28 protein-coding genes and 2 tRNA genes are annotated in these 21,019 nt (G+C 65.7%); 20 read left to right on the top strand and 10 right to left on the bottom strand.

The annotated features are described in order from the left end of the window. The first annotated feature begins 6 nt into the window (after window positions 1–6). The 14 genes from MF134_RS01935 to MF134_RS01870 all read left to right on the top strand — a co-directional run bounded on the left by MF134_RS01935 (window position 7) and on the right by MF134_RS01870 (window position 9,596). Window positions 7–564 (top strand): phage baseplate assembly protein domain-containing protein, encoded by a 558-nt coding sequence (locus MF134_RS01935; RefSeq protein ID WP_255337695.1) that lies wholly within the window; start codon window positions 7–9, stop codon window positions 562–564. Beyond that, window positions 561–818: a hypothetical protein gene (locus MF134_RS01930; protein ID WP_255337694.1), complete on the top strand. Its 258-nt coding sequence runs from the start codon at window positions 561–563 to the stop codon at window positions 816–818. Before MF134_RS01935 ends, MF134_RS01930 begins: the two co-directional genes overlap by 4 nt. Then, window positions 815–1,333 (top strand): phage GP46 family protein, encoded by a 519-nt coding sequence (locus MF134_RS01925; RefSeq protein WP_255337693.1) that lies wholly within the window; start codon window positions 815–817, stop codon window positions 1,331–1,333. Before MF134_RS01930 ends, MF134_RS01925 begins: the two co-directional genes overlap by 4 nt. Then, window positions 1,333–2,412 carry a baseplate J/gp47 family protein gene (locus MF134_RS01920; protein ID WP_255337692.1) on the top strand — a complete coding sequence of 360 codons (1,080 nt, stop codon included), beginning with the start codon at window positions 1,333–1,335 and terminating at the stop codon, window positions 2,410–2,412. Before MF134_RS01925 ends, MF134_RS01920 begins: the two co-directional genes overlap by 1 nt. After that, window positions 2,405–3,181 (top strand): putative phage tail protein, encoded by a 777-nt coding sequence (locus tag MF134_RS01915; protein WP_255337691.1) that lies wholly within the window; start codon window positions 2,405–2,407, stop codon window positions 3,179–3,181. The genes MF134_RS01920 and MF134_RS01915 overlap by 8 nt, the downstream gene beginning before the upstream one ends. Window positions 3,182–3,258: 77 nt before the next feature. Continuing rightward, on the top strand, window positions 3,259–4,500 hold the full coding sequence (locus tag MF134_RS01910) for a hypothetical protein (RefSeq protein WP_255337690.1): 1,242 nt from the start codon (window positions 3,259–3,261) through the stop codon (window positions 4,498–4,500). Beyond that, a complete protein-coding gene (locus tag MF134_RS01905) occupies window positions 4,500–5,030 on the top strand; it encodes a DUF4376 domain-containing protein (RefSeq protein WP_255337689.1) in 531 nt (176 codons plus the stop codon). Before MF134_RS01910 ends, MF134_RS01905 begins: the two co-directional genes overlap by 1 nt. A gap of 2 nt (window positions 5,031–5,032) precedes the next feature. Then, window positions 5,033–6,817, top strand: coding sequence for a hypothetical protein (locus tag MF134_RS01900; protein ID WP_255337688.1), 1,785 nt, complete (start codon window positions 5,033–5,035; stop codon window positions 6,815–6,817). A gap of 61 nt (window positions 6,818–6,878) precedes the next feature. Then, the gene (locus MF134_RS01895; protein WP_255337687.1) at window positions 6,879–7,601 is read left to right on the top strand and encodes a peptidoglycan-binding protein; all 723 of its coding nucleotides are present in this window, start codon (window positions 6,879–6,881) and stop codon (window positions 7,599–7,601) included. A 226-nt stretch (window positions 7,602–7,827) separates the two neighbouring features. Next, window positions 7,828–8,139 (top strand): hypothetical protein, encoded by a 312-nt coding sequence (locus tag MF134_RS01890; RefSeq protein ID WP_255337686.1) that lies wholly within the window; start codon window positions 7,828–7,830, stop codon window positions 8,137–8,139. A gap of 2 nt (window positions 8,140–8,141) precedes the next feature. Beyond that, entirely contained in the window at window positions 8,142–8,417 is a 276-nt protein-coding gene (locus MF134_RS01885) for a hypothetical protein (RefSeq protein ID WP_255337685.1), read from the top strand. Continuing rightward, window positions 8,417–8,674, top strand: coding sequence for a hypothetical protein (locus tag MF134_RS01880; protein ID WP_255337684.1), 258 nt, complete (start codon window positions 8,417–8,419; stop codon window positions 8,672–8,674). Before MF134_RS01885 ends, MF134_RS01880 begins: the two co-directional genes overlap by 1 nt. Before the next feature lie 15 nt (window positions 8,675–8,689). Continuing rightward, window positions 8,690–9,022: a hypothetical protein gene (locus tag MF134_RS01875; protein ID WP_255337683.1), complete on the top strand. Its 333-nt coding sequence runs from the start codon at window positions 8,690–8,692 to the stop codon at window positions 9,020–9,022. After that, a complete protein-coding gene (locus MF134_RS01870) occupies window positions 9,012–9,596 on the top strand; it encodes a hypothetical protein (protein WP_255337682.1) in 585 nt (194 codons plus the stop codon). The genes MF134_RS01875 and MF134_RS01870 overlap by 11 nt, the downstream gene beginning before the upstream one ends. A gap of 243 nt (window positions 9,597–9,839) precedes the next feature. Here MF134_RS01870 and MF134_RS01865 read toward each other — a convergent pair whose 3' ends face one another. Beyond that, window positions 9,840–10,403: a hypothetical protein gene (locus tag MF134_RS01865; RefSeq protein WP_255337681.1), complete on the bottom strand. Its 564-nt coding sequence runs from the start codon at window positions 10,401–10,403 to the stop codon at window positions 9,840–9,842. Window positions 10,404–10,701: 298 nt separating this feature from the next. Between MF134_RS01865 and MF134_RS01860 the strand changes: the two genes are divergently transcribed. Next, complete coding sequence (locus tag MF134_RS01860; protein ID WP_255337680.1) at window positions 10,702–11,013, top strand: hypothetical protein; 312 nt, start codon at window positions 10,702–10,704, stop codon at window positions 11,011–11,013. Between the two features lie 6 nt (window positions 11,014–11,019). Here MF134_RS01860 and MF134_RS01855 read toward each other — a convergent pair whose 3' ends face one another. The 4 genes from MF134_RS01855 to MF134_RS01840 are packed head-to-tail and all read right to left on the bottom strand — an operon-like array spanning window position 11,020 to window position 12,008. Beyond that, the gene (locus tag MF134_RS01855) at window positions 11,020–11,295 is read right to left on the bottom strand and encodes a hypothetical protein (RefSeq protein WP_255337679.1); all 276 of its coding nucleotides are present in this window, start codon (window positions 11,293–11,295) and stop codon (window positions 11,020–11,022) included. A 1-nt stretch (window position 11,296) separates the two neighbouring features. Further along, the gene (locus tag MF134_RS01850) at window positions 11,297–11,443 is read right to left on the bottom strand and encodes a hypothetical protein (protein WP_255337678.1); all 147 of its coding nucleotides are present in this window, start codon (window positions 11,441–11,443) and stop codon (window positions 11,297–11,299) included. Further along, a complete protein-coding gene (locus MF134_RS01845; protein ID WP_255337677.1) occupies window positions 11,440–11,847 on the bottom strand; it encodes a thermonuclease family protein in 408 nt (135 codons plus the stop codon). Before MF134_RS01845 ends, MF134_RS01850 begins: the two co-directional genes overlap by 4 nt. Then, entirely contained in the window at window positions 11,844–12,008 is a 165-nt protein-coding gene (locus MF134_RS01840) for a hypothetical protein (protein WP_255337676.1), read from the bottom strand. Before MF134_RS01840 ends, MF134_RS01845 begins: the two co-directional genes overlap by 4 nt. A 189-nt stretch (window positions 12,009–12,197) precedes the next feature. On the opposite strand from MF134_RS01840, the gene MF134_RS01835 reads away from it, so the two are divergent. From MF134_RS01835 to MF134_RS01825, 3 genes are all read left to right on the top strand, one after another. Beyond that, a tRNA-Pro gene (locus tag MF134_RS01835) sits at window positions 12,198–12,274 on the top strand. A 37-nt stretch (window positions 12,275–12,311) separates the two neighbouring features. Beyond that, entirely contained in the window at window positions 12,312–12,617 is a 306-nt protein-coding gene (locus MF134_RS01830; protein ID WP_255337675.1) for an ETC complex I subunit, read from the top strand. An 86-nt stretch (window positions 12,618–12,703) separates the two neighbouring features. Further along, window positions 12,704–12,779: transfer RNA gene (locus tag MF134_RS01825), tRNA-Arg, on the top strand. A 132-nt stretch (window positions 12,780–12,911) separates the two neighbouring features. Here MF134_RS01825 and MF134_RS01820 read toward each other — a convergent pair. From MF134_RS01820 to MF134_RS01800, 5 genes are all read right to left on the bottom strand, one after another. After that, the gene (locus MF134_RS01820) at window positions 12,912–14,129 is read right to left on the bottom strand and encodes a geranylgeranyl diphosphate reductase (RefSeq protein WP_255337674.1); all 1,218 of its coding nucleotides are present in this window, start codon (window positions 14,127–14,129) and stop codon (window positions 12,912–12,914) included. Continuing rightward, entirely contained in the window at window positions 14,126–15,475 is a 1,350-nt protein-coding gene (locus MF134_RS01815) for a BCD family MFS transporter (protein WP_255337673.1), read from the bottom strand. The genes MF134_RS01820 and MF134_RS01815 overlap by 4 nt, the downstream gene beginning before the upstream one ends. Before the next feature lie 2 nt (window positions 15,476–15,477). Next, window positions 15,478–16,395, bottom strand: a complete 918-nt coding sequence (chlG, locus tag MF134_RS01810) for a chlorophyll synthase ChlG (RefSeq protein ID WP_457589931.1) — start codon at window positions 16,393–16,395, stop codon at window positions 15,478–15,480. 203 nt (window positions 16,396–16,598) lie between these two features. Continuing rightward, complete coding sequence (ppsR, locus tag MF134_RS01805) at window positions 16,599–18,026, bottom strand: transcriptional regulator PpsR (protein WP_255337671.1); 1,428 nt, start codon at window positions 18,024–18,026, stop codon at window positions 16,599–16,601. A 70-nt stretch (window positions 18,027–18,096) separates the two neighbouring features. Then, window positions 18,097–18,885 carry a cobalamin B12-binding domain-containing protein gene (locus MF134_RS01800; protein WP_255337670.1) on the bottom strand — a complete coding sequence of 263 codons (789 nt, stop codon included), beginning with the start codon at window positions 18,883–18,885 and terminating at the stop codon, window positions 18,097–18,099. Window positions 18,886–19,163: 278 nt separating this feature from the next. On the opposite strand from MF134_RS01800, the gene bchF reads away from it, so the two are divergent. Both bchF and MF134_RS01790 read left to right on the top strand, forming a co-directional pair. Then, complete coding sequence (bchF, locus tag MF134_RS01795) at window positions 19,164–19,706, top strand: 2-vinyl bacteriochlorophyllide hydratase (RefSeq protein ID WP_457589930.1); 543 nt, start codon at window positions 19,164–19,166, stop codon at window positions 19,704–19,706. Further along, window positions 19,703–21,010, top strand: a complete 1,308-nt coding sequence (locus MF134_RS01790; RefSeq protein WP_255337669.1) for a ferredoxin:protochlorophyllide reductase (ATP-dependent) subunit N — start codon at window positions 19,703–19,705, stop codon at window positions 21,008–21,010. The genes bchF and MF134_RS01790 overlap by 4 nt, the downstream gene beginning before the upstream one ends. Window positions 21,011–21,019: the final 9 nt, after the last annotated feature.

The raw sequence follows: 21,019 nt of genomic DNA, 5'->3' as shown, positions 1-21,019 counted from the left end.
GGTTTCATGGCCGACAGCGGTTTCACGCGCGTCGAGCTCGACGGGACGGTCGAGCATCGCGGCGGGCAGCAATTCGTCAATGGCAAGGGCTATGCCGGCGACGGCTATGAAAGCGTCCACCGGATCGAGCCGCACGGCTTCGCGTCGCATCCGGTCAAGGGCGGGATCGGGCTTCTCGCCGGCGTCAGGGGCAATCGGGATTCGGCCTATCTGATCGGGGCGGAAAAGCCGTCGCTGCGGCCGGACCTGCCGCAGGGCGCCTCGGCGCAATATGACGACAAGGGCAACATCATCAAGCTGATCGGCGACGACGGCGCCGTGTTCGACTTCGCCAGCCGATCGGCGACGCTGACCTGCGGAGACTGGACGATCGACGCGCCGAGCGGGGTGACGATCAACGGGCCGCTGACGGTCAACGGGCCGGTTTCGGTGGGCGGGGCCGTGGCGATGACGGGCGACATTACCGTCACCGGGAACATGGCGATGACGGGCGACATCGGCCTCGACGGCAACATGACCGCCACCGGTTCGGTGGTCGACGGCGACGGGGACGGCGGGGCGTGACGGTCGTTCCCGCAGGGTCCTGGGTGACGACAGAAGGCGGCGCACGGGTCGCGCGCCTGGCGAAGCCTCTTCGGTTCATGACCGTCATCCGGTCGCAGTTGTTCTGCGACTGGCGGATCCCGCCGATCGTCAATGGCGAATGGATCGATCCGATCGGCCCGGACGGAACGCCGTGGATCGCCAACAAGCCGAATGCGCGGGGGCATGAGGCCTCGACCCTTCATATCGAGAACAGGGGCTGGGTGGCGCTGTGAGGATCATTCCGCTTTCGCAGGCCGCCGAGCCGCAGCTGTCGCCGGACATCGTCTGGGACGGGGAAAAGGGCGATCTGGCGCTGTCGGCGCTCACCGACCCGATCAACCCGGCGGGGCTTCAGGCGGAGCGGCCGCTGGAGACGGCGGTGCTGATCGCGCTGATGACCGACATCCGCGTCGATCCGACGGAGCTTCGCGACGGCGACCGCAACAAGGGCTGGCCCGGCGACGGGTTCGATCTCGAGCCCGGCGAGCATCCGCTCGGCTCGAAGCTCTGGCTTCTGCGTCGCTCGGCCCTCGCGCCGGACGTCGAGCAGAAGGCGGTGGAATATGCCGAGGAGGCCCTGCGGCCGCTGATCGATCAGAAGGTCTTCGCCCGTTTCGACGTTGCGGCCGCGGCGGACCGGGTGCGCAACCGGCTCGATCTCACCGTCCAGGGCTACGGGCGGGACGGAACGCAAACCTATCACGAGAAATTCGCGGTCCTCTGGGACCGGCTCGGAGCGCCTGACTGATGCCCTATCGCGCGCGCGACATCGACAGCATCTCGCGGTCCGTCCGAAAGGCGGTCCGGCAATATCTGCCGGGCACCGATGCCGGGATCAGGGGCAACGTTCTCTATGTTCTGCAGAAGGCGATGGCGCTGCTGTTCGAGCCGCTGGAACAGCGGCTGGAATGGCTGTCGAAACAGCAGCATCTGAATTCGGCCAGCGACGAGCGGACGATCGAGGCGCATGCGGCGGAATACCGGATCACCCGCAAGCCGGCGACCGCCGCGACGGGCGCGATCGAGGGAACCGGGCAGGCGGGCCGGACCTATCCGGCGGGGATCCGGTTTCTCTCGGCCAACCAGAGCTACGTGACGACGGCGCCGGCGACGGCAGACGAGGCGGGCGCGATCGTCTTTTCCGTCACGTCCGAAGCGACGGGGGCGGCGACCAATCGCGAGGCCGAGGCGGAGATGCTGCTCGCCGACGCGGCGCTCACCCCGACGCTGGCGGAAGAATTCCAGGTCGGCGCGGGCGGGCTCGGCGGCGGGGCCGATCGCGAGGATATCGAATCCCTGCGCGCCCGGGCGCTCGACCGCAAGCGGCGTCCGCCGCAGGGCGGATCGCTGTCGGACTACGAGCAGATCGCGCTTTCCGTGCCCGGCGTGGTGAAGGCCTGGGCGTTCCGGATGACGGACGGGATCGGGGCGATCGGCCTGTTCTTTTTGTTCGAGGGACGGACGAACCGCATTCCGGAAGCGGCCGACGTCGCGGCGGTCGACGCGGCGCTGGAAGCGGCGCGGCTGATCCGGGTCGACGCGACGCCGATGGCGCCGGTCGCCGTGCCGGTGCCGGTGACGATTTCCGGCCTTGCGCGCGACACGGCGGAAATCCGCGCGGCGATTGCCGCCGCGCTGACGGCGATGCTGTTCGAGCGCGCCCGGCCGTCGATGCCGGACGATCCCTTCGCCCTGTCGCGCTCCTGGATCGGCGAGACGATCTCCGGCGTCACCGGCGAGGACCGGCACATCCTCGTCGTGCCGGCGGCGGACGTCAGCTTCGCGACCGGAGAATATCCGGTCCTGGGCACGGTGACCTATGCGTGATCGGGCGACGAACCGCTGGACGGAGTTCGTTCCGGAAGAGGACGACGGCGAACTCTATGTCGACCGGACCGACCCGTTGTCGGACCCCGATATCGAGGCGGTGCTGCCCGCCGCGCTGTCGATCTGGCCGAAGGGGGCGGCCTGGGGCTCGCCCGACGGGCAGGCGATCGACGGGGATTCCGTCTATGCCCGGCTGACGCGCGCGGTCTTCGCGCCCTTCGCCGAGTTCTACCGACTGGCCTTCGCCGAGAGCAACGAATGGTTCGTGCTGCAGCTCGAGACGAGTCTTGCCGACTGGGAGCGCGAATACGGGCTGCCGAACGAATGCGCCCGGCCCGACCAGAGCTATCAGACGCGGTTCTACACGCTTTTGAACAAGGTGCGGTCGAAGGGGACGATCACGCCGCAGGATTTCTGCCGGCTGGCGCATTTCGCGGGGTTCCGCATCAAGATCGAGGAGCGGTTCGGCTTTCGCTGCGGCTTCTCGCGCTGCGGCGGCGAGCACTTTCTCGGCTCGGCGGCGCAGGAAGGCTACTGGATCGTGCATGTCTACGATCTGAGGAAGGAATATTTCCGCGTCGGGTCGAGCCGGGTCGGGCGTGATCCGCTGTTCCGCATCGTCGGCATCCAGGAGCTGATCTGCCTGTTCGAGGTGGTGGAGCCGGCGGCCTTCAAGGCGGTCTTCCGCTACGCCGAGGACGCGCTGCCGGAATATCAGAGCTGGCCGGACAGCTGGCAGGACGCGCCCTGGGGGCAGTTCGACGCCTGATCGGGGCTTCAGGCCGCACATGACATCCAATCGAAGGGCTGGCCGCGCGCCGGCCCTTTTCGTTCGAAGGGGCGGGCATGGACTACAATGCACCTTTGCTGCAGCCGGGGACGTTCGACCCGGACGCCGGCTATCTCGACGAGAATTCCCCGGGCGGCATTCTGGGCTCGGTGCCGCCGGCGGACGCGATCGAGGCGCCGCAGCGGGAAATCTGCTGGGCGATCGACAATCTCCTCGGCGACGGCACCTGGCGCTCGGCGCAGGATGCGGGCGACCTGACGCAGCTCTATCAGGCGATCCTGGCGGCGGCGCCGATCACCCGCACGACGACGATCATCAACGTCGCGCCGGGCGGTTCGGCGAACCCGGCCGATCCGATCGCCGGCGATGCCTTCGACAAGCTGTCCTCGGCCTTCGCCTGGCTGCAGGGGCGGCGGGTGATGCCGGGCGTCCTTCTGCGCATCCTGATCGCCGAGGGCGTCTACACCGAGACCGCCGATCTCCTCGACCTGTCGCATCCGGACGGGCTCTCGATCACGATCGAGGGAGCCGACATGCTGAACGCCTTTCCGACGATCGGCAATTTCGCCGACGACGCGGATGACGACGAGGCGATGCTGCGCGCGCGCTTCGCGGTCAAGATCGACTGTCTGAAGGACGGGATCGTCGCCGGGCAGGGCGGCATCAGGCTGATCAAGAACATCGCCCTGTTCGGCAGCGGCAGCTATATCGGCGCGCATTTCGGCTCGACCAATTCGCTGAACCCGAACACGTTCGGCCGCGCGGGCCCGGCCTTCGGCTCGGTCCTCAACTTCGCGACGATGGGGTTCGCGACCGGCATCGTGGCGCGGAACGCCGGCGCCTGTTCCGGGCTGAACGTCCTCGCGGTGCACAATTCCGGCTCGGGCGTCGTCGCCAACAACATGTCGCTGTTCACGGCGAACAACATCATCTCCTCCTACAATTCCGATTCGGGCCTGACCTGCATCGACGGGTCCTTCGCCGAGATCGGCCAGTCGGGCAATTTCGACGGCAACGGCGCCCACGGGGTCAATCTGATCCGCTCCCAGGCGGTGGTCGGCGGCGAGGTGCCGGGCACCTTCACGGCGCGCGGCAACACCTCGCGCGGGATCAATGCCGACAAGTGGTCGCGCTTCGACGGGCGGGTGATGGATCTCGACATGACCGGGGGCGGCACCTTCTCGGCCTTCGCCAATGACGGCTCGCAGATCTTCCTCGACAGCGCGAGCAATCTCGGCTCGCTCTCGCCGGCGAACAACACGGTCGGCAACAACAATTCCTTCATCCGGAGCGCGTGATGCAACTCGCCCTTCTTTCCGGCGTGGTGCTGGCCACGCATGCGGACGATGCCGTCTTGCCCGCCGGCGCCTACGGCGCGGCCGAGATTCTTCTCGTGCCGGACGGGTTTCCGGCGCTCGCGGGCTCGGCGCTCGGCGGCCTGTCGCTGATTGATGCAAAGGCGCTGGCCGTGGCGCGGATCACGGCGCGGCGGAACGGGCTGATCGCCGCCGGCTACCAGCACAATTTCGGCGCCTCGGCGGGGGTGCGGACGCTCGACTGCCGCACCACCGAGGACCAGGCGAACTGGCTGGCGCTGCACGGGCTGTGGAGCGCGCTCGACCCGGAGACGATGGTCGAGGTGATCGACGCCGGCAACGCGGTGTTTGCGACCTCGGCCGAGACCGGGGCGGGGGCGATCCTTGCGCTCGGGCAGTGGAAGTCGGCGATCGTCGTCGCCGCCCGAAACCTCAAGAACGCGGTCCTTCAGGCGGCGGACGCGGGCGCGCTCGCCGCGATCGACCTCGACGACGGCTGGCCGGGAGAGTGACGATGTTCCGTTTTCGTCTCGTCGCGGCGCTCGCCGCTTGCGTCGCGGTTTCGCAGATCGCGGCGGCGCAGGATTTCGACACGCCGGCGCTGGCGCCGGTGGTCGACGATCGCACGCCGAATTACGACCTGCCGATGCCGAACGTGAAGAACAACACCGCGCGCACCGACGTGCCGCGGCTGCGTTCGGCGATCCACGCGATCGACGCGGAGCTTGCCGCGCAGGACATCAACGTGCCGGCGACGCTGGCGGCGGCGTTCGAGGGGCTGGCCGAGGCGCTGACGAGCACCGTGCCGGCGACGGTCGGCGATCTCTGGTTCAATGGCGGGATCCTGTCGGTCGTGCCGGAAGGCGGCGGGCGGCCGAAGCCGGAATTCGGCCGGGTCGTCGTGCCGGGCGGGCTGCCGCAATTCGTCGATCTGGCGCAGCCACCCTATCGCACGCTGGGGGAGGCAACGCCGGACACGGTGGCCTTCGGGGCAGGGAACGCGATCGTCTACTGCCCGAATCTCGGCTGCATCAAGGACGATGCGGACTGGACGCATATGGCGACGTCCGCGCTGATCATGTCGGAGACGCGGCTCGGGCCGGTGGCCGAGGAGAACACGCTCTCGGTTTCGACACGGATCAGCACCGGCGCCCGGAAAGTCTGGACCGCCGACACGGTCTACGAGGTCGGAGACTATTTCGCCGCGAGTGGCGACAGCCCAACCTATGAAGTGATCTCCTGCACCGGGGATTGCGAATCCGGCGCGACCGCCCCGACCAGCGAAAAGGGCGATCCGGACGAGACCAATGGCGATCTCGTCGTGCGCTGGGTCAATCCGCCCGCGCTTTCGGCCAAGACCAGCATCTACAACGATGTCGAAGTGATCGGGGCGGATGCCAGCGGCTCGGCCTGGGCGAACGTCCACAACATGCGGTTTACCGGCGGCGTCCAGAAAATCTTCATGGTCAACACCGAACTCGACTTCGACAACCAGTCCGGAGACTGCGTGATCGGCACGTCGAACTGCATCGTGCTCTACATCACCCCGAAGGGCGACACGTCGACCGCCGCGCTCACCATCCAGACCAAGGGCAACAAGAACAAGATCTGGCAGGATTCGCCGACGAACAGCGTTCCGGGGAAGCCGGCCCTGCACTGGGGCATGCGGTTCACGGGCGTGGCGGACACGCTCCTGGCGGACCGCGACGTTCTGAACTTCGAAGTTGGCAATGCCGACAATGCGATCGGCTTCAACACCTTCAACGCGGCGGGGACGTTTTCTTTCGACGAGGCCGTCATCAAGAACCGCGCCACGGCGCCGGTGATCTTCCACAATCTCGGCAATGGCACGACAGCGGCGTTTCGCGACGAATCGGCATCCGCGCTGGGCTTTTATGCCACTGGGGTCAAGTCCGGGGCGGATGCCCGCCTGGGCAGCAGCGCGCCGACGGGACTGCATGTTCTCGGCACGAAGGGGTCCTACGGCATCCGGGAGCAGTCCACCGCGCCGATCGGGCTCAAGCTCGACGGTCTCTATTCCTCGAAGCAGGTGGAGGGGGCTGGCTGGGACGTTTCTCCCGCCGGCGCGCTGACGGCGAATGCCCTGACCGCGAACAGCTTTCTCAAGCTGGGCGGTTTCACGGTGGCCACGCTGCCGACCTGTGACGCCTCCCGCCGCAACGAGATCCGCGTCGCGAACGATCTGACTTCGCCGACGGCGGGCGGTTCCCTGACGGGGTCGGGCACAGATCGGCGGCCCGTCTTCTGCGGCAATTCCGGCTGGGTCTCGATGTTCTGAGTCCCCCCGACAATCCGACATCCGACACCGCCCGCGAGGCGGTTTTTTTGTGAGGTGAGGCATGGAACCGTTCATCCACTTCCTGCAGATGCGGCTGACCACGCACGGGTTCTCTCCGGGTCCGATCGACGGTTACGACGGGCCGCTGACGCGGGCGGCGATCGCGGCCTTCGAGCGGGCGCACGGCCTGCCCGGCGACGGCATGGCCGATCCGGAGGTCGTCGATCTGCTGCGGCTCGATCCGAAGACCGATGCGGTCCGCCCGGACGATCTGACCGAGGACGAAATCCAGGCGATCGATCTCGCCTCGCTGAAGATCAACCAATGGCCCCGGCAAAGCGGCGTCTCGTCGTACTACGGCGCGGTCGGCACGCGGCAGACCCGGATCGAGATCCCTTTCGACATGGTGCTCGCCTGGTCGAAATCGACGCGCATCCGCCGCATGACGCTGCACGAGAAGGTGGCGGCCTCGGCCGAGCGGGTGCTCAACGTCGTGGCCGAGACCTATTCGCGCCGGGAGATCGAGGCACTCGGCCTTCATCTCTTCGGCGGCTCGCTGAACGTGCGGCGGATGCGCGGCGGGTCGCGCTATTCGATGCATTCCTGGGGCATCGCCATCGACTTCGATCCCGAGCGCAATCAGCTGCGATGGAAGTCGCCGCGGGCGCGCCTGTCGCACGAGGACGCGCTGCCCTTCTGGCAGGCCTTCGAGGCCGAAGGCTGGCTCTCGCTCGGCCGGGCGCGGAACTACGACTGGATGCACGTCCAGGCGGCGAGGCTGTGATGCGGCCCGTGATCGTGTTGTGCGCTGCCGCAGCGATGGTTGCCGTCGGTGCATCAAAAAAGGCGCCTGAGCCGCACTCTGTGGAGAAGGTTGGGATCTGGTCGGCATGGGTCAAGTCGCATTCAGGCAAACCGCCTAAATGGGAGCGAGCGACCAACATGAGATTGCGTAGCGATATCAAGATCATCGGCACCACTCCCCTCCAAATAGAAGGACGCGACCAGTGATGCGCGCGCTTATCACTCTCACGCTCGCAGCCGGTCTTGCCGGCTGCACGACGCTCCAGGGCGCCAACGAGGCCGTCCGGTCGCAGTCGGTGCGTCTCGACGCTCTGTGCGATGCGGCGGCCCGACTAGAGCCGACGGTCGTCTCATTCATCGACGCCGGGCTCGTGCCGGACAGGCAAGTGCCGAAGGCTCAAGCCGCCCTTGCCGCCGTCGATGCGGCGTGCGCTGCACCTGTCGATGATGTCGTCACCGCCATCTCGGCCGCCGGTGCTGCGGTCGTCGTCTTCAAGGCTGTTCTGGAAGGGAACTGATCATGGCAAGCGAATTGACGCCGGTCCAGTCGACCAACAAGGCGAACATGGGCGCCGGCGGCGCTGCCGGCGGGATGACGGTCGGAAGCGCTGTCGCGCTGCTGTGGTCGCTAACCTCATGGTTTCCGCAAGAATGGGCGGACAGTCCCTCGGCGATCGTCGCTGTCGTGTTCCTGCTCAACCTCTTGTTTGGCGCGGCGGGATCATGGATCGCAACCTATCGGGCACGCGAGATGCGTCTGGAAAGCGACGCCCCGAAGATCGGCAAGGACGGCTGATGCGCTGGGGCCCGGCCGTCGCCCTTCTCGGCACGGCGCTCGTCCTGTTCGCGCTTGCCTGGCTCTCGCGGCCGGTGGGTGCCGCGCCGCTTCCGCCGGACGCGCCGCAGCGCCTGTCCGATCTCATGGCGTGTCATCGCTCCGGCAGGGTGCCGGCGATCCGCGTCGATCGGTGGGGCCGGCTCCAGGTCACCACTCACGACCGGAAAGGGTGCGTTCGCTGGCGGGTCTGGCGGCCGATGGTGAAATCCCGATAGCCGCACGAGGCCGAGGTGAAATTGTTCGAATGGCTCTTCTCGGCCGATGCGCGGTTGCTGCTCGCCGGCGCGCTGGGCGGCTGTGTCAACTGGCTGACCCGCAAGGCGACGCTGTGGGACGGCGTGACGCAGATCGTCGTCGGGGCGATCTGCGCGGTCTATCTCTCGCCGCTCTTCCTGCCAGCGATCACGCCGATGCTGGGCGAAATCATCGCGACGCCGGAAGAGCTCGCCCGCCTGTCGGGCTTCGCGATCGGCCTCGGCGGCGTCTCCGTCTCCGGCTTCTTCCTCGACTTCTGGCACCGCTACCGCGACCGCGCGAAGGGGAAGGACCGCGATGATGCGTGAATGTCTCGGCCCGGCGACGAAAAACGCCTCCGCGACGCTCGGCATCGGCGTCGCGCTGCTGGCGCTTTATGTCGGGTTTCAGGCCCTGACCCACCGTCTCGGCGATCTGGAGGTCGCGCGCTACCCCGTGCTCGCGGATGTCGCGATCTGCGAAGGCTCGCTTGACAAGGCGAGCGGCGATTGCGCGGGGCGGGTGGTCCTCTATCCGGCCTTCGCCCAGAGCGAGGCGCGCTGCGACGGCCGGGACGCGATCGTGTCGGGGACGCTCTCGAAGGTCCGGCGCGCGCGGTATCTGCCGGGGCGCCAGGTCGTCTATTACGGGCGGCCGGACGGGGTTTCGCGGCGCGCCTGGTGGCGGCCGATGGATCAGCCGGACGGGGCTCCGAAAAGCCGACCGCCGGGCGTTCAGGACTGGGGGCCGTGGCGGCTGATCGGCGGCTGCGCCACGCGCTACGAGACCTGGTTCACCACGGTCGAGCACGAGCCGTGGCACGGCCTCTATCCGCTGGTGACGAACAGCGGGCCGTTTGCATTGCCGCGCGCGGAGGCCGACAGCCCTGATCCTAGACGATGATCAGGAAGGCGACCGCAAGCGCGGACCAGAGGAGGGGCGTCTTGACCATGCCGGGATGACGCGCCGGCATCGATAAGGATGCATCACGCAAATTCCGCGAAGCCGCCCGCGAACTCGAAACAGACGAGAGCGAAGAGCGATTCGACGCAACGTTGAAGCGTATCGCAAAGCCTGAAAAGGCCAAAGACGAGAAATCAGGAAGCCGAGAGGAAGACTCTAACCAAGGCTAGTGTACACCCTGTTTCAGGGCTTTGGTCCGATTACAAGGACTGCATAGCCTTCATATTGACTTGCTGCGGACCCAGGTAGCGGCATTATCATTTTGTTGATGGCTGCATCTTGATTGAGTGCTTGGAGGTCAAGAGCCAATTGTGCTGGGTCTGTTCCATTAGGGACAATCGTTACGCCCTTTGGAAAATTGCTGGCGAAGTTGTAGCTTGCGCGGCTGATCGCATAACGTTCTGACAACTTCGACGAGAGTGCGTCCGCAAGAGAATTTGGCTCAGCCCCTCCCCACGCAATAATCAGGAGCTTGTCACGCTGCCTCTCTGGGAGGGGTGAGTCTGGCACGAATTCAGCTCTGGGGGCGTTCTGAGCAATCGCGCTTCCCGTGTCGGCTGCATAAGCTAATCCAACGGCGAGAGCCCCCAGGCCAGCAAACATGCTTGCCTGGCGTATTAATGGTTTGGATTTGGAGGGGTCGCCTGTGGCGCTTTTGAAGCCTTTCCAAGCGGCTAATAGACCGAAAAATACACTAACAACTGTGAGCGCGGCGTCAACGCCAGACAATATGTTAGGAGGAATCATTGCGCTATCCGTCTGATGAATTCCTGCTGAATGCAGCCTTGGTGCTTATAATCGTTTCAGGGGTTATTGTCGCTATTACCGCGATCGTTGGGTATCAATACGGCGTATGATTGGATGGTCGCTGTAGATCGCGCCGATCTCACTCCCAAAGTTGAAGCCTGGGAGCATACACCAAATCAGCGTTGGTGTGTCAGGTATAATATCGCGATGCGTGCCGCCCGCCGCCCTTCACGGGGTGGCGGGCGCTTTCCTCGTTTCAGGGCTCTCGAATCGGCCGGGTGCGACTATCCTCGCGGCCATGTCCGAGGAATATCAGCCCCGATACAAATGGCGGCAGACCTGGCCGGAAAAGGGCGAGGATTACGAATGCGTGTGGAACGGCATCTCTGTCGGCCGCATCTACCGGATCATCGGCGGGCCGCAGGATCGCATGTGGTTTTGGACGCAGTACGCCCACCAGGACACGCCGACGCGCATCCCGGCCAACTCCAGCGGCGTCATCGACGGGACGGCCCGGGATGCCGCGAAGATCGTCGAGGAGGCGTTCGACGCGGCGCGCGAGCGCTGGGGCGACCCCCGGCCGTCGCCCTGGCCGCACAACCGGCGATGATGCCGGCTACTTGCCTTCCAGCCGCCGCCGCAGTTCCCGGATCTGCACCTCGTCGATCCGCGAATCCCGGTGTTCAAGGATCAGCCCGCCGCCGGTCGAGACCGTCTCGACAGCCGCGTCCGGATCGGTAATGCCGGGGCATTCGTAGAGCGCGACCGCCCAGTCATCCGAGCCGCGCAGGCCGTGCCACGCCGCCTCGTAGCGTGTCAGCGCCACGCCGCGCGAGGCGATCGCTTCGCTGTCGATCCGGCTGCCGCGCCGCGTTCGCAGAACGAAGGCCATCTCACTCCCGATCGCGCCGCGCCCGCCTTGCTCGCTCCCGACGGGACAGGAGATCATCGACCGCACCGTCGATGACGTTGCGATCCTGCGCGCCGCTCATGCGCCGCAGCCATTCGGCATATCGCCGCAGAGCCTGAAGGTCGGTCATCGGCTGCACCCGCCGGCGACCCGATAGGCGCCGCCCGAATAGCGCGGCCAGTCGCAGGCCGCGCCGGCCTCGACCATCGCCCGCGCCAGATCCCGGCCGCCGACCCGGCAGGTCGCGACGACGCGGTCATGGCTCATCCGCCGCGATCGCCCGTCGCAGGGCGTACCCTCGTTCACCGGCACGCACCGCACCGTCCGACCCTCGGCGAGAGACGCCAGCGTGCGCCTGGCTCGCTCGCCGCCCGCTGTACCGTATTCCGGCGCGTCGATCCCGCACAGCCGGATTTCGACCGGACCGACATCGAGCGAATCGCCGTCGATGATCCGGCCCGTTCCGACGATCGGGTCAGCGCTGGCGTGAGAGGCGACGAAGAGGACGAGGGCGACGAGGGCAGGGCGGATCATGCCCACTCCACCTCGAGCTTGCGGAACTCCTCGACGACGTCTGCGAAACCGTGGGCGATCAGCACCTCTTCCAGAATCGCGACGGCGTCACTCGCCTTCCTCTCCCGCGGGGTGGCGTCCTTCAGGTTGCGCAGGCTGTCGATGGCTTTGGTGCGGGACATGGTTCGATCCTTCTTCTGGCAGATCGCCTGCGGCGAACGGAGCCGGAACAGCCCCACTCTCATTCCGGTACTATTCCGGGACTCCTTCTGACAAGTTCTGCATCGCCTTGTCGACTTTTGACCGTTTCGTCGGCTTGACTTGGCGGGCAAAGCCCGGCAGATCGCAGTCTGTGTGCGGGTCACTGCATTCGGAGCGTAGCGCAGCCTGGTAGCGCATCTGGTTTGGGACCAGAGGGTCGCAGGTTCGAATCCTGCCGCTCCGACCAACATGGCCCGCCAGGGAACGAAGCGACGAGGGCAGGCATGGTTGCACGCATCTACCGACCATCTCGAACCGCCATGCAGTCGGGCAAGGCCAAGACACGTCGCTGGGTACTCGAATACGAGCCGGAAGCGCCGAAACAGGTCGAGCCGCTGATGGGCTATACCTCCTCGCGCGACATGCATTCCCAGGTTCGCCTGACCTTCGACACCCAGGAGCAGGCGATCGACTACGCCGAGCGCAACGACATTCCCTATCGCGTGGAAGAGGCTCATTCGCCGAAGCGCGCGCGTGTCGCCTATGCTGACAACTTCAAGTATGATCGCCGCCAACCCTGGACCCATTGAGGACCTGACCGAGACGATCCGGCCCGGCATCAATCAAGTCGGACCCGCCGAATCGCTCTTGCGCTGCTCGCGGTCCCGACCGCTTCGGCCCCGTAGCTCAGAGGATAGAGCACCGGCCTTCTAAGCCGATGGTCGCAGGTTCGAATCCTGCCGGGGTCGCCATAAAATCAGAGGGTTAGTGACTTTTCTTCATCTGTTATGGCAACCGCGGATGATCCTTGAGGCTGACGAGCTCCCGGTCCGGCACCGGAGGCAGGGACGCACTTATGGCGCCCACCACCCCTTGCGCTGGCATCAGGACGGCGAAACCAGCCGCAGCAGATGGGCGAGGTCCTTGAAGAAGATCTTCAGATGGGCCGCCGGCCGGGCGCGGACGAGTTTCTTGTTCATATAGGCTTCCCAGGTCAGGCGCTGCACGTCCTTGTCCCGGCAGATCGACACGAAGCGCTCGCGCTGCTTGTCCGAGCGATACCAGAAGTGCTGCATGATCCCCAGGATCCAGAACACCCGGCCGTGTTCCTTCATGAAGGCCTTGCGGGCGCCGGCGAGCGCCTTGGATTCTCCGGTGGCTAGGGAGGCATGGCCGGCCTCGGCCACCATCACCGCGCTGACCATGGCGTAGTAGATCCCCTCGCCGGAAGCGGGTGCGACCACGCCGGCTGCATCGCCGGCCAGAATCACATCCCGTCCATTGTCCCAGCGCTTGAGAGGCTTCAGGGGAATCGGCGCGCCCTCGCGGCGGATCGTTTCAACGCCGGAAAGACCGGCGGCGGCGCGAAGTCGCTCGACCGCCGGACGCAGGCCGTAGCCCTTGTTGGCACTACCGGTCCCGATCGAGGCGGTCTTGCCATGGGGAAAGATCCATCCGTAGAAATCCGGCGAGACATGGCCCTGGTAATAGACGTCGCAACGCGCCGGCTCGTAGTCGGCCTGGCTGCCGGGTTCCGGCGAGCGGACGATCTCGTGATAGGCAAAGACGCAGGGGACCTTGTCGGCTCCCGGTATCGTCTGCTGTCCGACCGCAGAGCGTGCGCCGTCGGCCCCGACGACGAGGCGGGCCGACAACAGCCTCTCGGCGTTCTCGTCCCCCTTGGCCCGGTAGCGCACGAGCGCCCGACCGGTGCGGTCATGCCGGATGGACAGGAAGGTCCCGGTGAGGCGCGTCGCACCGGCGCTCGCCGCACGCTCCCGCAGCCACTCGTCGAAATCGGCGCGGTCGACCATGCCGACATAGCCGTTCTCGATCGGCATGGGCACGCGTTTCTGCGAAGGGGCCACCATCTGTGCGCTGGCAATCCGTGCCACGAGCAGGTCCGGGGGGATGCGGAAATCCCGGACGAGTCGCGGCGGGATGGCCCCGCCGCAGGGCTTGATGCGCCCGGCTTTGTCCAGAAGGGCGACCGTGTGACCCGCACGAGCCAGCGACTCGGCAGCCGTCGCGCCCGCCGGACCACCGCCGACGACGACGACATCGAAGCGTTCGATCGGGGTTGTGTGAGACGTCTCGCTCATGCCGGCATGACCTTCTCGACGGCGCGATGACCCAAATGCTCGTCGCTGTTTGGAGTGACCTCGGCGCCGCGCGCCGCAACGACACGCAGGACCAAGGCGGCGGAAAGGATGAAGAGGGCGGCCTCGACGGCAAAGACGATCTGATAGGCCACGTTGCCTGCGCCGAGGCCAAGGGTTGCGACGTCGACGCCGACGGTACCGAGGAAGCCGCCGAGGCCGAAGGCAACGGCCTGCGAGGCGCCCCATACGCCCATCCGGACTCCTTCGCGACCGGCGGTGCCCTGTCTGGCGAGGCTCATCATCATGGCAATGGCGGCGATCGCGAAGACGCCGTTGAAGAAGCCGAGGGCGAAGACGCAGGCTCGCAGAGGGAAGACCGCCACATAGGCGCCTGAAGCGGCAAGTGCAGCCAGTGTCGCCGCCGATCCGAAGCAGCCCACCACGCAGAGGATCAACAGGATGCCCCGGACCCGGCTCGCGAGCAGCCAGCCAAGCAGCGCGACCAGAACCATGCCGACGACCGTTCCGCCATGCTGCGCACTCGAAAGCAGTGTGGTCTCGCCAGGCGTCATGGCGAAGGTGAGGCCGGCAAACGGCTCCAGCACAAGATCCTGAGCGCTGTAGGCGAGCATCGAGATGAAGATGAACACCGTGAACCGGCGGGTCGGACCTTCCCGCCAGACCTCGGCCAGGGCCACCCGGAAGGTGGCCTTGGGACGCGCATCGCGCCGATCGGAGAGATGGGCCTCATGCCCTTCGACACCGCGGACCGCCAAGAGGCTCAAAAGAAAGGCGACCGCGCACACGATTGTCGTCACGACAATCAGCCGCTGGGGCGAGTAGGGGTCGAGCACGGCGCCGGCCACACCGGTCGTCACGACGAAACCGGCGATCATCATGATCCAGATCAGCGTTGCGGCAGGCCCCCGGCGTTCTTCCGCAACATGGGTCGCGACGAGGGTCAGGAGATTTGTGCCCGCCGAACCGACGCCCACGCCGATCGCGGTGAAGGCCGCAATGGCGGCGAGTGACCCCAATAGCGGTGAGATCCCCATCAAGGCAGTGGCGCCGGATGCGCCGATCGCGCCCAGGGCCAGTACGGCCATCCCGGCGATGATGAAGGGTGTCCGCCGCCTGCCGCCATCCGAGCCGTGACCGAAGCGCGGCCGAAGCATCTGCAGGGCGTGATGAAGGCCAACGAGCGCACCCGGCAGCATTGCCGGCAGGGCGAGTTCGACGACCATCACGCGGTTCATCGTGGAGGTGGTCAGAACCAGCATGGCGCCGAGTGCGGTCTGGACGAGGGCCAGCCGAACGATCTGGATCCAGCCGAGACCGCCGCCCATGATCAACCCCCGAGAATGCCGTTGAGGGCAAAGGCGGTGGCCATCATCCCGAGGACGTAAAGGCTCGTGCCGGTGGCGTTGTACCAGGGCGCCTTGCCGCGCGGGTCGGCCAGGAAGCGGCGCATCAGAACGATCTGCGTTGCCAGCAGAATCGCAACCGTCATGCCGATCATGCTCGCGCCCCAGGCAAACAGGAGCGCTATCACGACGAGCTGCGGCAGTGCCATGACCCAGCAGGCGATGAGGGCGGCGGCGCGGACGCCGTATTGCACGGGAAGGGTCCTGACGCCGAGCGCCACATCGCCTTCCACCGCCTTGAAGTCGTTGAGCGTCATGATGCCGTGGGCGCCGACACTGTAGAGATAAGCGACGAAGATGATCTTCGCGTCGGGCAGTCCGCCGGCCACGACGGCGGCACCCGTGAACCAGGCGAGCCCCTCATAGGCGATGGCGACGGCGGCGTTGCCCCACCAGCCATTGCGCTTCAGCCGAAGCGGTGGCGTGCTGTAGGCCCAGGCGAGCACGCAGCCGAGGCTGGAGGCGAGACCGACCCAAGGCCCCAGCATCCAGGCAACGGCCAGCGAAAGGGCTGTCCAGAAAATGGCGAGATAGAAGGCCGACCGGCCGGGCATCCGACCTGAAGGGATGGGGCGGCCCGGCTCGTTGATCGCGTCCACATGTCGATCGAACCAGTCGTTCACCACCTGGCTCGCGCCACACAGAAGCGGTCCCGCCAGAACGACGCCCGCCAGCACGATCCAGACGCTCGCCCCATCTTCTGCCGCGCTCGAACGCGCCGAGATCGCCCCGCAGCCGAAGGCCCACATGGGCGCGAACCATGTGATCGGCTTCAGAAGTTCGATCCCTGCGGACAGCGATGGACGCGGAGAGACCGGTGCGTCGAGTGTCAAGCGGCTCATACAAAAAGGCTAGGCGACGCCGGTGTATGTGTCAACTCAAATTGACACCCGCGTCGGGTCGCATGTGCGCTGTTCGAAAGGCTCAGGCGGTCGGCGAGGAAATTCAGTCCGCTCGTCAGCAGGCAGTAGGGCCGACGAACGTCGATCACTCGCCAGACAATGGGTCCGGTCTCGCGTCAGACGTCCGATTCGGCCGCGGAGAGCTAGTGCGTGTCGTCGCCGTCTGCGGTGTTGCCGTCGATGCGGTAGCGTCGCAGCTTCGAGTAGAGGCTCTGGCGGCTGAGGCCGAGCATTTCCGCCGCCGAGGCGCGATTGTTGTTCGTGATCTCCAGCGCCGCTTCGATGCACAATTGCTCGATGATGTCGGCGGTTTCCCGAATGATTTCGCGCAACGGAACACGCCCGACCAGGCCTGCCATGTCGTTCGCCGACCGCAGAGGTTCCCGCCCGCCGGTCCGCGCGGGCGCACGGGAAACCTGGCGGAGCGAAAAGCCGTAGAAACGCTTGTCGTCCTGGTTGATCGCGGATCCGCTCACCTCGACATCCATCATTCCCCCGAACTGGGTGTGAAGGACGGTCGAGAAATTCCGCACCTGCCCGTTGGTGTCGATCGCCTTTTTCAGGAAGCCAAGCTCGACACCACGACGACCGAGGAGGTCGGTCAGTGATCGACCGACTGCCTGGTGTTTGGTGGCGATCTCCGAAAGATCGAGAAAGCTCTCATTGGCCGAAGTGATCGTGAAATCGGGGTCGACCACGACGATGGCGTCGGGCAGGGCGTGTCCGATCCGGGCCACGAGATCAACGAGATGGCCATTGGTCGTCGCTGCCATCTCCTCGATAAACCGAATCGCGTAACGGATCGCTCCGTGCTGTCGGTAGAAGCGCACGGAAACGGCGACTTCGTCGTTGCCCTCGGCCAGCGGGAAGCGGGCGCCTTTCGGCTCCCCAGAGGTTCGCGCTTCGGCCAGCAGACGGTCCAGTTCCTGGCGTGCCTGCGCGGCGAAGAGTGTGCCGACGCTCTGGCCTACGAGCTTGGTTCCGTTCCGCTCGAATCGTTCGCGGGCGCGCGAGTTCGCCTCGAGGATATTCGAAGTGTCCGCGTCGAGGATCAGCATGGATTCGGCAGCCGTATCGAACAGGACGCGATATTGCGCCGCCGTCGTCCGCAGGCGTGCATAGTCGCTTTCCAGGGCGAGCTGCGTCTCGACCAGATCTTGCTGGAGGGAGGCCATGATCCGCAAGTCGCGGCCGAGCGCAAGGCGCATCCCGTTCTTGGTCAGAGGCAGGATGGAATAGCTGATCGGCAGATCCGGGCCGCCCGGCATCGGATGGTTGATCTCGCGCCGGGTCGGCGAATCACCCTTGGGATCTTCGGCAAGGAGACGTTCGACCTTGTACCGGCTTTCGGTGGTGACGATGTCGGTGAAATGCTGCCCGATCCAACCTTTTTCGACGTCACCGAAGAGATCGCTCTCGCGAACGGCAACGTCCTCCACGATCCCCGATTGATCGAGAAGCAGCGCGATGTCTGTCGACGCTGTCACCATGCTGGCGACAAGGGCCGCTTCGAGATTCGCGAATGATCGGCTCGGATCGGAAAAGTGCCGACCGGCGCTCGGATGTTCCATCCTCAAGGCACCTATTTGTTCGCCCGTCCCTCCAGATACGACTGAACCAATCCCTCGCCGGACGAAAAGTTCACGGCCGGAGGAGAAGTCCTGCCCTCTCGACTGCACTGCGCCCATCTGTCGCGATCAGGTCAGCTCCGTAGTCATCTAGCGATTGTCGCGCGACAGTGAAAGCCCAACCTCCCAGAAAGATACGCGTGTCGGACGATTTCGATGCGTTACGAAGCGTCGTCACCAGTTTTTCGACGCCGGGCAGGAACCGTTCGCTGCCGACGCTGAGTCCGATCGCATCATAGGTTCTCATCTCGACCTTGCTGCAAAGCTCGTCGGTCGTGGCTCTAAGCTCGATGGAAACGCGCCATCCCGCGGCCAGGAACATTTCGGCGAGGACGAAGAGCCCGAACGTATGCTGCTCACCGGGCGCGGCTGCCAAGAGGAGGCTCGGTCCGAAGGCCGCTTCCTCCTGTTCCAGCCGTCCAAGGGCACCAATCATCTGCTGCAGCCGCGCCGACCGGGTCGTGACCTCCACGAAGCTCAGTCGGTCGTCCAGCCACAATTCGCCGAGCTCGCGCACAGCAGGCGCCATGATCTCGGTCAGGATCGCCTCGAGATCCATGCCGGTCGCCCGCAACGACAGGAGGTGCTGCCACTGGGCCTCGTGACCGTCCGAAAGAACGAGTCCGAGGAAATGCTCGGCCTCGGCCCGTCGGCGCATTCCGTTTCCCAGATCGGAACCGGTGCGGCCCGGCACGGCCTCCCCGTGCGCCTGATAGAGCGTCGGAATCACTTGGGAAACGATCGTCTTGGACAGGCGTGCCTTCCATCGCCCGTCGTCCGGTTCGTCAAGATCGCTTGACATCTGGCCTGCCCGCGGCGTCCAGCGAAAACTCGGGGATACCTGTCGGTTCGCCTGGAGTACGACCACCATCGAACGCGCCTCCCGTTTTCTCGACATGCCGTCAAACGCGGACAATCCCGAGAAAAACGGGCAAATATCCCAGCATGGCGCTTGTTATCCATGAAGCTTCCCCCAATCCGAAGGATATTGCAATCGTGTCATCGGAATTATGAATGTAAAAATTGTTGGACGTCAATTTCACTTGACACTGGTCGCATCGTCGCCGCAGACTCCGGCACATGGCTTCGTCTCGTTTTTTATCGCTGGACACGGACAAGGGCGGTCAACGCCGCGGGCTCTATACCGCTGCCGAACGAGCTCGCCGGGATGCGACGTCGTGGACCGTGGTTCAGGGTGTGCTGGCGCCGCTACAATTCCTGGTGTTCCTGATCAGCTTGGTTCTGGTCCTGCGCTATCTCGTGGCTGGCGAGGGTTATGGCGCGGCCGTCGTCTCCGTCGTCGTCAAGACCGCGGTGCTCTATGCGATCATGGTGACGGGCTCGATCTGGGAGAAGGTGGTCTTCGGTCGCTGGCTCTTCGCGCCCGCCTTCTTCTGGGAGGATGTGGTGTCGATGGGCGTCATCGCCCTGCACACGGCCTATCTCGTCACCTTCGTTCTGGACATCGGCACGGCCGAGCAGCAGTTCGCGATCGCACTCGCCGCCTATGCCACCTACGTCATCAATGCCGCGCAGTTCCTGCTGAAGCTCCGGGCCGCAAGGCTGGAAGCTGAAGGAACCCGCATCGCGTCTGCTCCGGCGGGCGGGGAGGTGACGGCATGAGCCCGTCTCTCGATCCCCTGGGCGCGGCTCTCCAATCGCCACCCGTTCCCGCTCCCGGCTGCTCCCAGGCTCCGGTTTTGCGCGAACGCGGTCAGCGCGAGGTGTTCTGCGGACTGACCGGAATCGTCTGGCTGCACCGCAAGATTCAGGACGCCTTCTTCCTCGTCGTCGGCTCGCGCACCTGTGCGCATCTGATGCAATCGGCGGCGGGTGTGATGATCTTCGCCGAGCCGCGGTTCGCCACCGCCGTGATGGAAGAGCGCGACCTTGCCGGGCTCGCCGATGCCAATGAAGAATTGGACGCGGCCGTCACGAAGCTTCTGGAGCGTCGGCCCGACATCAAGATGCTGTTCCTGGTCGGCTCCTGTCCCTCGGAGGTCATCAAGCTCGATCTGTCGCGCGCCTCCGAACGGCTGTCGCGGCAATATGCGCCCGACGTCCGCATCCTCAGCTATTCGGGGTCTGGCATCGAGACGACTTTCACCCAGGGCGAAGACAATTGCCTCGCCGCCCTGGTTCCGACGCTGCCGCAGGCGGAGGGCGATGAACCGAACCTTCTGGTGATCGGGGCCTTGGCGGACGTGGTGGAGGACCAGTTCGCACGGCTGTTCGACGCCCTCGGCATGGAGAATGTCCGCTTTCTTCCGCCGCGCCGGTCGCGGGATTTGCCGCCGGTTGGCCCATCGACACGCTTCCTGCTCGCGCAGCCATTCCTCGGAGAGACGGCAAGAGCGCTGGAGGAGCGTGGCGCCCAGCGGATCGCGGCACCGTTCCCGCTCGGGGCGGAAGGGACCACGCTCTGGCTGAAGGCCGCGGCCGATGCGTTCGGCGTTGATCCCATGCGCATCCGCTCGGCGACGGCTGCGCCCGAGGCGCGGGCCAAGCGAGCGCTGGAGCCCTATCGCGCCGAGCTCGATGGCAAGCGTCTCTTCTTCTTCCCCGACTCGCAGCTGGAAATCCCGCTGGCGCGGATGCTCTCGCGCGAACTCGGTATGGAGCTGACAGAGGTCGGCACGCCTTATCTGCATCGTCAGCATTTGAGCGAAGAGCTGCCGCTGCTGCCGGCCGAAACCGCCTTGTCCGAGGGCCAGGACGTCGACCGTCAGCTCGACCGCGCGCGAGCGATCCGGCCGGATATCGCCGTCTGCGGCCTCGGCCTCGCCAATCCGCTGGAGGCGGAGGGGATGACGACCAAATGGTCGATCGAACTCCTCTTCACGCCCATCCAGGGCTACGAGCAGGCCGCGGATCTGGCGGCCCTGTTCGCCCGTCCGCTCGACCGCCGCACGCGGCTCAGGATCTAGGGGGAGGGC

Origin of the sequence: Jiella marina, from assembly GCF_024359545.1 — a bacterium.
Lineage (GTDB): Bacteria > Pseudomonadota > Alphaproteobacteria > Rhizobiales > Rhizobiaceae > Jiella.
The sequence above is the reverse complement of the archived record's forward strand: the minus strand, read 5'-3'. Positions and strand labels throughout refer to the sequence as shown.